Genomic DNA, 12261 nt, shown 5'->3' with positions numbered 1-12261 from the left:
TTTTTTTTGCCGGTTTACAAAAAATCAGAAAATGAAAAAGATAATCTTGCTTTTTGCTTTAAGTGTTTCAGCGTTGGTTTTTGCACAAGAAGACCCGGCTTGCACAGTAAATGAACCTTACTACGTATTATACAAGAAAAATGCTCACGCATCTTATTATCATGACAAGTTTAACGGCAGAAAAACAGCCAGCGGAAAAAAATTCAATAACAATGATTTAACTGCTGCACACAAGAAATTCAACTTCGGAACAAAACTAAAAATCACTAACGAAATAAATAATAAATCAGTGATCGTAGAAATTACAGACAGAGGACCTTTTATTAAAGGAAGAGAAATTGACCTAAGTAAAAGGGCATTTATGCAAATTGCTTCAAACAAAAAAAGCGGTTTGGTTTATGTAACAATTGAAATCTTAAAATAAGATCATTTCTTCAAGATAAAAATAGAATCTGGTCTTTTTGTGGCAGCAACTACGGTAAATTTTATCAAAATGTGGTTTATAATTTTATTTATAACTAAAATTATTTTCTGCCGAACACCCATGAAACCCCGATTAAGCGAAGTTTCATAAATGTTAACAAAATAGATTTTCAAAAACCATAAATAATTGTATTTTTACGGTTCAAAATTCAGAAAATAAATGGGCAAAATCATTGCTATTGCTAATCAAAAAGGAGGCGTTGGAAAGACTACTACATCAGTAAATCTTGCTGCCTCATTAGGTGTTTTAGAGAAAAAAGTATTATTGATCGACGCTGATCCGCAGGCCAATGCAACATCTGGTCTTGGTATCGACGTAGAAACAGTAGAAACAGGAACTTACCAAATCCTTGAGCATACTGTAACACCAAAAGAAGCCATTTTAAAATGTACATCACCAAACGTTGATGTGATCCCTGCTCACATTGACCTTGTTGCTATCGAAATTGAATTGGTTGACAAAGAAAACCGTGAATACATGCTTAAAAAAGCATTAGAAGAAGCAAAACAAGAATATGATTATATCATTATTGACTGTGCTCCATCTCTTGGTTTGTTAACCCTGAATGCTTTAACAGCTGCTGATTCTGTAGTTATTCCTATTCAATGTGAATATTTTGCACTTGAAGGATTAGGAAAATTACTGAACACTATTAAGAGTATTCAAAAAATACACAACCCAGATCTTGACATTGAAGGTTTATTATTAACAATGTATGATTCAAGATTACGTTTATCTAATCAGGTTGTAGAAGAAGTTCAAAAACACTTTAACGATATGGTTTTTGACACCGTAATTCAGCGAAATGTAAAATTAAGTGAGGCTCCAAGTTTTGGAGAAAGTATCATTAATTATGATGCTACAAGCAAAGGTGCCGTAAACTACATTAATTTAGCACAGGAAATTATAAAGAAAAACAGCAAATAGTTTTTATGACAAAAGCAATTAAAAAACAAGCCTTAGGAAGAGGATTATCAGCATTATTAAAGGATCCGGAAAACGACATTAAATCAGTAGAAGACAAAAATGCTGATAAGGTTGTTGGAAACATTATAGAGCTTGAAATAAGTGCTATCGAAATAAATCCGTTTCAGCCTAGAAGCAATTTTAATGAAGAATCATTACGCGAGTTAGCCACTTCTATTAAAGAACTTGGTGTAATTCAACCTATTACTGTTCGAAAATTAGATTTTAATAAATATCAGTTAATTTCTGGAGAACGTCGTTTGCGTGCTTCAACTTTAATTGGCTTAACTCATGTTCCGGCTTACATTCGTATTGCTAACGACAATGAGTCACTGGTAATGGCATTGGTTGAAAATATTCAGCGTCATGACTTAGATCCAATCGAGATCGCTCTTTCTTATCAGCGTTTAATTGACGAAATTCAATTAACACAAGAACAAATGAGCGAACGCGTTGGAAAAAAACGTTCTACTATTTCCAACTATTTGCGTCTTTTAAAACTAGATCCAATTATCCAAACAGGTATTCGTGACGGTTTTATTAGTATGGGACATGGTCGTGCGATTATCAATATTGAAGATTTAGATGTTCAGACTGATATATACCAAAAAATCGTAAGCCAGAATTTATCTGTTCGTGAAACCGAAGCACTGGTAAAAAATTACCACGAAGGAGTTCCTGCAAAAACAGAAGGAAAACCAAAAGCAGATTCGGCATTTGTGGTTAGAGAAACTCAAAAAAATACTTTTAACGATTATTTTGGTTCGAAAGTTGATATAAAAGTGGCAGGTAACGGAAAAGGAAAAATCACAATTCCATTTAATTCTGAAGCCGACTTTAATCGAATTATAAAATTAATAAACGGATAGTGAATAAAATTGTCCCCATAAGTTTATTGTTCTTTCTCTTAGGAACCGTCTCTCTTTTTGCTCAGGTAAAAGAAGAAACGGTTTTGGTCGCTAAAGACAGTATTGCATTAGAAGAAATAGATCCGCTGACACCTGCTAAAGCAGCTTTTTACTCTGCTATTCTACCTGGTTTAGGTCAGGCATATAATAAAAAATACTGGAAAATTCCATTAGTTTACGGAGCTATTGGTACCAGTTTATACTTTTACATAGACAACAACAATAAATATCGTGATTATCGAAATGCCTACAAACGCAGATTAGAAGGCTTTAATGACGATAAATATCAATATCTGGACGAAAGCCGTCTTGTGGCCGGCCAGAAATTTTACCAAAGAAACAGAGACCTTTCTGCTCTTTTTGTTGTTGGTTTTTATGCTTTAAACATCATCGATGCTAATGTTGACGCTGCTTTGATTCAGTTCAACGTAAACGAAAGATTATCGATGCGTCCGGAAATTTATCCAAACGATGTAACATTTAAACCAAATGTTGGACTAACTTTTAATTATCGCTTTTAAATAGAACTCTATTTAAAAAAATCACAAATACATACAAAATGAAAATTGCGCTTTTAGGATACGGAAAAATGGGCAAAGTAATCGAAAGAATTGCTTTAGAAAGAGGTCATGAAATAGTTTTAAAGAAAGACGAGAACAATACCTACGACGGACTTTCAACTGCCGATGTTGCCATAGACTTTAGTGTCCCGACAGCAGCTGTAAGCAATATTTCGGCATGTTTTAACTCAAATGTCCCTGTAGTTTCAGGAACAACCGGCTGGTTAGAACATTATGACGAAATGATTGCGCTTTGTAATGAAAAAAAAGGAGGATTTATTTCTAGTTCAAACTTTAGTTTAGGAGTAAATATTTTCTTTGGCTTAAATGAATATCTTGCTAAAATCATGAATCAATTTGATTCTTATAAAGTTTCTATGGAAGAAATTCATCATATTCACAAACTTGACGCTCCAAGCGGTACTGCAATTTCTCTTGCACAAGGCGTTATTCAAAACAGTAATTATGCCGAGTGGACTTTAGAAGAAGCTCAAAACAACCAAATTCACATTGAAGCTAAAAGAATTGGCGAAGTTCCGGGTACACATACCGTAAATTACGATTCAGCGATTGACAGCATTGAAATTAAACACACTGCCCATAATCGCGAAGGATTTGCTCTTGGTGCTGTTATTGCTGCAGAATGGCTGGCAGGAAAACAAGGAATTTTCACCATGAAAGATGTATTAAACTTACAATAATCGAATAAAGTTTTGGATTAAATATCTATTCAATCCTGAATTTGAAACTTAAAAATACAATATTATGACACTTTACTCTTGGTTCGTATTTTTCTTAGCCGTTCAAATTATCCATTTTCTTGGTACTTGGAAATTGTATCAGGCAGCGGGAAGAAAAAGCTGGGAAGCTGCAATTCCGGTATACAATTCAATTGTTTTAATGAAAATCATCAGCCGTCCAACCTGGTGGACTTTACTGCTTTTCATTCCTATTATTAACTTGATTATGTTTCCGGTTGTCTGGGTGGAAACACTTAGAACTTTTGGCAAAAAATCGACTTTAGATACTATTCTTGGAATTTTTACTCTTGGTTTTTACATCTATTATGTAAACTACACACAAAAATTAGAATATAATGCTAATAGAAAATTAACTCCTGAAAATAAAACTGCAGATACTGTAAGCTCTTTGCTTTTTGCTATTATTGTAGCAACTTTAGTGCACACTTATGTTATTCAGCCTTATACAATTCCAACTTCTTCATTAGAAAAATCACTTTTAATTGGTGACTTTTTATTCGTAAGTAAAGTAAATTACGGCCCAAGAGTACCAATGACAACGGTTGCATTACCAATGGTACATGACTCTATTCCGTTAACAAAAAGAAAATCATACTTAAGCTGGCCTCAATTGCCGTATTTCAGACTTCCGGCTTTCGAAAAAATAAAACGAAATGACATTGTCGTTTTTAACTGGCCTGTAGATACAGTACATTATTTTTACGAACCAAAAGGAAGACCTGGCGTTATAAAACCAATCGACAAGAAATCAAATTATGTAAAAAGATGCGTTGGTGTTCCTGGAGATAGTTTATCAATCAAAGATGGTTTCGTATTTATTAACGGTAAAAAATTAATTTTACCAGAAAGAGCAAAACCTCAATACTCTTATTCTGTAGCATTAGACGGAAAAACATCTATTGATTTTGAATCTTTATTTAAGGAATTAGACATTACAGATCCTGCAGGTTTTAGAACTGAGAAAAGAGATACACTTTATTTTAGAGCTTTAACAGAAGCCGGAGCAGAACGTTTAAAAAACACTCCGGGTGTTACCGCTGTAAAAAGAGAAATTGATTACGGAAATGACAATGCCATTTTCCCGCACATTAACAAATGGAGTCAGGATAATTTAGGTCCAATTTATATTCCGGAAGCAGGAAAAACTGTTGCTCTAACAAATGAATCTCTTCCATTTTACAAAGAAATTATTACTAATTACGAAGGGAATACTTTAGAATTAAAAGGCTCTAAATTTATCATAAACGGTAAAGAAACTAATAGCTATACTTTTAAGCAAAACTATTACTGGATGATGGGTGACAATCGTCACAATTCTGAAGACAGCCGTTACTGGGGTTATGTACCAGAAAATCATATCGTAGGAAAACCAGTTTTCATTTGGATGAGCTGGGATACAAATGGAAAAGGTATTAACAAAATTCGCTGGAGCAGAGTATTCACAACTGTTGACGGTGAAGGACAACCACAGTCTTATTTCAAATATTTCTTAATTCTTCTTGCGATTTACTTTATAGGAGATTTTATTTGGAAAAAAAGAAGAGAAAATAAAGCATAATAAAAAATAAGTTATTTTTGTTTCAGGTTTCAAGTTCTCGTTTTTAACGTCAACTTGAAACCTGAAACTTTTAAACTCAAAACAAACAAAATGAATTCCTTAATACTTCCAACCTATTTCCCATCGATTAGTCATTTCGCAGTTATGGCTCAATCTGAAAATATAACTTTTGAGATGGAAGATAATTTTCAAAAACAGACCAATAGAAACAGAACGTATATCTATAGTCCAAATGGAATTCAATTATTAAATATTCCAGTTAAACATTCTAAAGCAGCACATCAAAAAACAAAAGACATTTTGATTGAGAATGAATTTGATTGGCAGAAACAGCATTTTAAATCGCTGGAAGCTGCTTACAGAAGCTCTCCTTTCTTTGAGTACTTTGAAGATGATATCGTTCCTATTTTCGAAAAAAAACACACTTTTTTAATGGATCTTAACTTTGAAGTTTTAGTTCTTCTAACAAAGTGTATGAGAATGAAATTTGAGTTTGGAAAAACAACTGAATATTTTCATGAAGTTGAAAATATTTCTGACTTCCGACATTTGGCGAATGGAAAAAAAGACCAGAATTCATTCGAAAAATACACGCAGGTTTTCGACGACAAACATGGCTTTATAAACAATCTAAGTGTTTTGGATTTGCTTTTTAACGAAGGGAAATTTGCAGTTGATTATTTAAAAACACAAAAGATCATCTAAAACTGATCTATTGAAAGCCTCGTCATTATTGGGTAATGATCTGAATTTTCAAAATCAGAAAAACTTTCAAATTGTTTTACTTTCATTTTCGTGTCAGTAAAAATATAATCAATTCTGGCTGGATAATATTTAAATTTGTAAGTAGCCCCAAAGCCTTCACCAGCTTCTTCAAAAGCATCTTTTAGCTTTCCTTTAATACTCCTGTATACATAAGAAAACGGACTATTATTCATGTCACCGCAAATAATAATTGGGTATTTACATTTCTTTATATGCTCTTTAAAAATTTCAGCCTGTTCTTGTTGCTGCGTAAATCCTTTACTGATTCTGGCATAAATACGCTGTGATTTTTTCTGATTTACATTGTCTATATCATCTGAAATCTCACTTACATCCGGAGATATTTTAATAGACTGCAAGTGCATATTATAAACGCGAATAATGTCTTTTCCTCTTTTGATATCGGCATAAACCACATTATTATCTGATTTAGGAAAAACGATGTTTCCTTCGTCAATAATTGGAAATTTAGAAAAAATAGCCTGACCGGTTTTTACCTGTTTGCCATCAATAAAAATGTAACGGTGCGGATATACTTTTAAATCTAAATGAGCAGAGTTTGAATATTCCTGAATACATAAAATATCAGGATCTTTTTCGTCTATAAACAATTTAATATTTTCCGGAATATCATCTCGGTCCAGCCATTTAAAAACATTAAACAAGCGAACATTATAACTCATTACAGAGAAATCTTTTTCATCTTTGATATAATCTTTGGCCGAGAATTTATAAAACTTGCTGATAAAAGTAATACCGGTTAGCAATACCAAACCAGACAAAATAAGGCGTTTTTTAAACTGAATTGCCCAATACACGAAGAACAATGCATTTGCCACAAAAAAAGCGGGCATAAACAGCGTAAGCACCGATAAAAGCGGAAAACTCTTAGGTGCTAAAAAGGGTAAAACATAGACGCTAAATGTAAGCACAGTCAGCACTATATTCAAAAAGAACATTATTTTATTAAACCACGAAAGGTTTTTCATAGTATTCTGCTAAGGATTATTTTCCAGCTTTAAACAAAAACTCTTTTTCTTCTTTTGTCAGGCAGTCGTAACCAGACTGACTGATCTTGTCTAAAATCTCATCGATTTGTTGCTGCGTTTTGTCTTTTGTGACAATTTTTGATGTTGTTTTTTCGGTAGGTTTTTTATAATTCTTATGAACAGTTTTAAATGGGGTCGTTGGAGATTTTCTAAAAAGATTAGCAAAAAAGTCCAATATTCTGGTAATTATTATACTTAAGTCTGTTCCGTTTTGAAGCAGTTTAATAAAGACGAATCCAAAAAATGCGCCCGCTAAATGCGAAATATGACCTCCCATATTTTCTAAACGAAACTGCATTAAATCCAAAACCAAAATAACACCTGTAATATGCCAAAGTTTAACATTTCCAAACAAAAACAATCGCACATTCATTAAAGGCTGATAGGTTGTTGCCGCTACCAAAATTGCCATTATAGCTGCCGAAGCTCCTACTATAGATGCCGAAGTTCCTAAAACATAAAAACTTAGGGCGAAAACAATTCCCGAAAAAATGGCTCCTAAAATATATAATCCCAAATATTGTTTTTGAGAGAAAAATGTCAGGAATAAATTACTGGCAAAATTTAAAACCAGCATATTAAATAACAAATGCATAAATCCAAAATGAAAAAATGCATAGGTTAAAAATGTCCACGGCTTAAACATAAAAACCTGAGGATCTGAAGACAATGCCAGCCAGTTTGGAAAAATAAAACCTCCGTTAGAAAATTGATAGAAAAAAACTAAAGAAATGAGAAAACAAGCGATATTCCAATAAATAACACGCAAAGCGATACCGCCTAATTTATATTGAAGTTTTAAATCGTCAAGGATATTCATAAAGTCTTCTTTTGGTTCTTAAAGTTAATCAATTTAAAGTTAAAAATTAATTCCAACGATTGTTGTTAAACTGATTTTTTTTCCAGTACAACATCATTAAAAAACCTGCAATAGCACCACCTACGTGTGCAAAGTGCGCAATACCTGTTCCTCCGCCTCCAAACAAAGAAGTACCTTTAACACCAAGAAATAAGTCGATTAACAAAAGTCCGGGAACAAAATATTTTGCTTTAATTGGCACAGGAATAAATAAAAGTGCTAATTCAGCATTAGGAAACATAAATGCAAAAGCAGTCAGCAAACCATAAATTGCTCCAGATGCCCCTACAACAGTACCAATATATGCACTAGTAAATCCTTGAAATTTAACTTCTCCAACTAAATCCTGCCATCTGGTATCTATTTTCCCCTGACTTAAAAGATTCATTATATCCGCCTTATTAAATCCGTTTGCTGTTAAAGTGCTTATCGTATCTTCAAAGAAATAATAATTTACTGCCGTATGAAGCAAAGCAGATCCTAATCCGCAGGAAATGTAAAAGAATAAAAATTTCTTTCCTCCCCAAAAATGCTCTAGCGCAGATCCAAACGAAACCAACGCAAACATATTAAAAGCAATATGCATAATACCGCCATGCATAAACATATGCGTAATTGGCTGCCAGCCTCGGAAATTTGGATTTTCAGGAAAAAACATAGCCAGATATTCATAAGAAACCGGCACTAACTGAGAACCAATAAAAAAAATAATATTAATTATAAGCAGTTGTTTTACAACTGGAGTCATATTCATCATAAGGCAAACTTTTTATCTATATCTTCAACACGCATGGTGATGAAAGTTGGTTTCTGAAAAGGTGAAATATTTGGATCTTTGCAGGCAAATAATCCATTTACTAAATTATCCTGCTCTTTTTCGGTTAAATACGATCCTGTTTTAACCGCTAAACTTTTCGCCATTGATTTGGCAATAGTATCATTCTGACTGTAACTGTTTGCAGGAATTCCATCCTGAAGATCGCTTAATAATTGCTCAATTACAAGAGAAACTTCACTTTCGGTAATATTTACCGGAATACCAGAAATTACAACATGATCTGATTTTGACTCATCAAACACAAATCCTGTTGTTTCTAATGAAGGCTTTAGCTCTTCTATTAATTTCATTTCTCCCGCAGAATAAAACAAATCTAAAGGAAAAAGCAATTGCTGGCTCGCCGCTTGATTTACGGTCATATTCAGCAAAAATTGTTCGTATAAAATACGTTGATGTGCACGCTGCTGATCTACAATCACCATTCCGGATTTTATAGGCGAAACAATATATTTTTTATGAATTTGATATGTTTTTTGACTTGCCTGTTCAACCTCATCGTCATTAAACAAAGAAGATGTTACCTCTTCATTTTCGAATGTAAAAGGTGAACTTTCAATAGTTTCCGGATTTTCAGTATCTAAGCCTACATACAAACTTTCCCAGCTTGCAGTAGGTTCAACTCGTTTTGAATAACCTGAATACGACGAACCTGATCCGGAACCAGAAAAAGAAGATGAAGAAGCTCCAGAACTATAACTTCCCGATCCACCGCTCGATTTTGTATAATGCTGATTTGTTTTATCATCTGTAAAAGGATTAAAAGTTCCGTCAACCTGAATTGTCGGTATTTCTGCTTCTACATCTTTGTAATGGTAGGGTGTATCTAAGTTTGAGTCTCTGTCGAAATCTAAAACCGGGGCTACATTAAATTGTCCTAAACTATGTTTAATAGAAGCTCTAAGGATTGCGTACAAAGCCTGTTCATCATCAAACTTAATTTCAGTTTTTGTGGGATGAATATTAATATCAATTGTATTTGGCGGTACTTGAAGGTATAAGAAATAACTTGGCTGAGAACCATCTTTTAAAAGTCCGTCGTAAGCTGCCATTACCGCATGATGCAGATAACCGCTTTTTATAAAACGATCATTTACAAAAAAGAACTGCTCTCCCCTGTTTTTCTTTGCAAATTCAGGCTTACAAACAAATCCCTGAATATTGATAATTTCAGTATCTTCATTAACAGGAACTAACTTTTCATTCGTTTTACCCGACATAATCCCTACAATTCGCTGGCGGTAACCTGCTGCAGGAAGATTATATAATTCGCTTCCGTTATGATAAAAACTAAAATGAATGTTAGGATGTGCCAGAGCGACACGCTGAAACTCATCCATTACATGGCGAAATTCAACTGTATCTGACTTTAAGAAGTTTCGGCGGGCAGGAATATTAAAAAACAAATTTTTAACCGCAAATGAAGTTCCTTTTGGCAAAACGGCCACTTCCTGAGAAACAAATTTACTTCCTTCAATTATAATATGCGTACCTAGTTCATCCTGATCTTGTTTGGTTTTCATTTCCATGTGCGCGATCGCAGCAATAGATGCTAAAGCTTCTCCGCGAAAACCTTTTGTTCCAAGTGAAAACAAATCTTCTGCCTGACGAATTTTTGAAGTTGCGTGACGTGCAAAACATAAACGCGCATCTGTAACCGTCATTCCAACGCCATTATCGATAACCTGAACTAATGATTTACCGGCATCTTTTATAATCAATTTAATATCAGTTGCTTTGGCATCAACAGCATTTTCTAACAATTCTTTTACGACTGAAGCGGGTCTTTGAACCACCTCTCCAGCAGCAATCTGGTTAGCAACGTGATCAGGAAGCAATTGAATAATACTCGACATTAAGCAAAAATATTTTAAAAGTTTAGGTTAAATTTTACAAACCAAGAATTACAAATTTAGTGAATTTTGATTTGCTTTTAGAACAACAGCAATCATAAAAAAAACAAAAAACCTATACTATTATTACACAGTATAGGTTTTAATATTTTAAAACAAACGTGTTTTATTCTTTTTCGATTTTTATAGGCGTTTCTTCAATTTGAAGCGCGCCCGAAGATAGTAAAGGCTGATTGAAAGCATGCGAAATCGACGCCTGCTGACGAATATATGCCATTTTAATAGCTGCAATTGCCGCTTCGGTACCTTTGTTTCCATGAACACCGCCGCTTCGGTCAATAGACTGCTGCATGTTATTGTCTGTCAGCACACAGAAGATAACAGGAATATCAGTTTGAACATTCAAATCTTTTATTCCCTGTGTAACACCTTCGCAGACAAAATCAAAATGTTTTGTTTCTCCCTGAATTACACATCCAATAACAATAACTGCATCTACATTTTGTGTTTGCAGCATTTTTTTTGCTCCGTAAATGAGTTCAAAACTTCCCGGAACATTCCAGCGGATGATTTGTTGTGCAGGAACATCACAATCAATTAGTGCTTCAAAAGCACCATTATAAAGTCCTTCTGTTATAACATCATTCCACTCAGAAACAACAATCCCAAATCGAAAGTCTTTCGCATTTGGGATCGTGTTTTTATCGTATTCTGATAGATTTTTATTTTCAGTAGCCATCTGTAGTATTTTAGTTTTTTGATTTAAGAGTTTCGATTCTTATACTACAAATCTACAATCTTAAATCTAAAGTCTAAAATTTTTATTGTGCTAATCCAATCAAAGCATCAACAGAACCAGCTTCTGGAGTTGCATCGAAATTGTCTTTAATATCATTAAGATATTTTAAAGCATCTTCTTTCTGACCTAAAGCAATAGCAGTTTTAGCCGCTTTTAATAAGAAACGAGGTGTAGTAAAATCGTTTTTATTAGATTCTGCAGCTTTTACATAATAGCTTAAAGCTTCTTTTTGATTATTTTTTTGAGAATAAGCATCTCCAATAGCACCTTTTGCTAAAGCGCTTAAGATTAAATCATCAGATTTGAATTCGCCTAAATATTTAATAGCATCATCAAATTTACCTGTATTTAAATATGCCATACCAGCATAATAGTTTGCTAAATTTCCGGCATCAGTTCCAGAATATTCGTCAGCAATTTTTACAAATCCAAATTTACCTTCAGAACCGTTTAATGCTAATTTGTATAATGAATCACTTGCTACACCGTCAACCGCTTTTTGAAAGTTTTGCTGCGCAACAAACATTTCATTTGCAGCTTCATCCTGTTTAGGAGCTTCAATAAATTTTTGGTAAGCTAAATATCCAATAGTAGCAACTGCAATACCAGCAACTAAACCAATAATGATTTTTTGATTTTTAGCAACCCAATCCTCAGTTCTTGAAGCAGTTTCATCTAATTTAGAAAAAACACCAGCTGTTGTGCTGTCTTTTTCATCAATTACTACCTGTTGTTCTTCAGTTACTTCTTTAACTTCCTTCTCTTTTGGTGCTTTATATCCTCTTTTATTGTAAGTAGCCATTTAAAATTAATTTAGTGAACGGCAAAAATAAAATTTTTCTTGAAACTGAGGCAAAAAAAATC

The 12261-nt window shown here is 33.6% G+C and carries 13 protein-coding genes; 7 read left to right on the top strand and 6 right to left on the bottom strand.

The features are described from left to right. Window positions 1–31 precede the first annotated feature (31 nt). From ABD859_RS20600 to ABD859_RS20570, 7 genes are all read left to right on the top strand, one after another. Window positions 32–424, top strand: coding sequence for a septal ring lytic transglycosylase RlpA family protein (locus ABD859_RS20600; RefSeq protein WP_345146561.1), 393 nt, complete (start codon window positions 32–34; stop codon window positions 422–424). Window positions 425–643: 219 nt separating this feature from the next. Then, entirely contained in the window at window positions 644–1411 is a 768-nt protein-coding gene (locus ABD859_RS20595; RefSeq protein ID WP_207294822.1) for a ParA family protein, read from the top strand. Window positions 1412–1416: 5 nt separating this feature from the next. After that, window positions 1417–2319 carry a ParB/RepB/Spo0J family partition protein gene (locus ABD859_RS20590; RefSeq protein WP_345146559.1) on the top strand — a complete coding sequence of 301 codons (903 nt, stop codon included), beginning with the start codon at window positions 1417–1419 and terminating at the stop codon, window positions 2317–2319. Next, window positions 2319–2879 (top strand): DUF5683 domain-containing protein, encoded by a 561-nt coding sequence (locus tag ABD859_RS20585; protein ID WP_345146558.1) that lies wholly within the window; start codon window positions 2319–2321, stop codon window positions 2877–2879. The genes ABD859_RS20590 and ABD859_RS20585 overlap by 1 nt, the downstream gene beginning before the upstream one ends. 38 nt (window positions 2880–2917) lie before the next feature. Next, complete coding sequence (gene dapB, locus ABD859_RS20580) at window positions 2918–3619, top strand: 4-hydroxy-tetrahydrodipicolinate reductase (RefSeq protein WP_345146556.1); 702 nt, start codon at window positions 2918–2920, stop codon at window positions 3617–3619. Window positions 3620–3683: 64 nt separating this feature from the next. Further along, complete coding sequence (gene lepB / locus ABD859_RS20575) at window positions 3684–5237, top strand: signal peptidase I (RefSeq protein WP_345146555.1); 1554 nt, start codon at window positions 3684–3686, stop codon at window positions 5235–5237. 90 nt (window positions 5238–5327) lie between these two features. Further along, the gene (locus ABD859_RS20570; protein ID WP_345146554.1) at window positions 5328–5942 is read left to right on the top strand and encodes a WbqC family protein; all 615 of its coding nucleotides are present in this window, start codon (window positions 5328–5330) and stop codon (window positions 5940–5942) included. On the opposite strand, the gene ABD859_RS20565 is transcribed toward ABD859_RS20570, so the two are convergent. The 6 genes from ABD859_RS20565 to ABD859_RS20540 all read right to left on the bottom strand — a co-directional run bounded on the left by ABD859_RS20565 (window position 5939) and on the right by ABD859_RS20540 (window position 12199). Further along, window positions 5939–6991: an endonuclease/exonuclease/phosphatase family protein gene (locus tag ABD859_RS20565; RefSeq protein ID WP_345146552.1), complete on the bottom strand. Its 1053-nt coding sequence runs from the start codon at window positions 6989–6991 to the stop codon at window positions 5939–5941. The genes ABD859_RS20570 and ABD859_RS20565 overlap by 4 nt on opposite strands. 16 nt (window positions 6992–7007) lie before the next feature. Next, the gene (locus ABD859_RS20560) at window positions 7008–7871 is read right to left on the bottom strand and encodes a rhomboid family intramembrane serine protease (protein WP_345146551.1); all 864 of its coding nucleotides are present in this window, start codon (window positions 7869–7871) and stop codon (window positions 7008–7010) included. 46 nt (window positions 7872–7917) lie between these two features. Beyond that, window positions 7918–8667, bottom strand: a complete 750-nt coding sequence (locus ABD859_RS20555) for a rhomboid family intramembrane serine protease (RefSeq protein ID WP_345146550.1) — start codon at window positions 8665–8667, stop codon at window positions 7918–7920. After that, window positions 8664–10601, bottom strand: a complete 1938-nt coding sequence (gene mutL, locus ABD859_RS20550) for a DNA mismatch repair endonuclease MutL (protein ID WP_345146549.1) — start codon at window positions 10599–10601, stop codon at window positions 8664–8666. Before mutL ends, ABD859_RS20555 begins: the two co-directional genes overlap by 4 nt. A 163-nt stretch (window positions 10602–10764) precedes the next feature. Further along, a complete protein-coding gene (gene ribH, locus ABD859_RS20545) occupies window positions 10765–11337 on the bottom strand; it encodes a 6,7-dimethyl-8-ribityllumazine synthase (RefSeq protein WP_345146548.1) in 573 nt (190 codons plus the stop codon). 82 nt (window positions 11338–11419) lie between these two features. Continuing rightward, entirely contained in the window at window positions 11420–12199 is a 780-nt protein-coding gene (locus ABD859_RS20540; RefSeq protein ID WP_345146547.1) for a tetratricopeptide repeat protein, read from the bottom strand. Window positions 12200–12261: the final 62 nt, after the last annotated feature.

The sequence above is a fragment of the Flavobacterium ginsengiterrae genome (assembly GCF_039539785.1).
Taxonomy (GTDB): domain Bacteria; phylum Bacteroidota; class Bacteroidia; order Flavobacteriales; family Flavobacteriaceae; genus Flavobacterium; species Flavobacterium ginsengiterrae.
The sequence above is the reverse complement of the archived record's forward strand: the minus strand, read 5'-3'. Positions and strand labels throughout refer to the sequence as shown.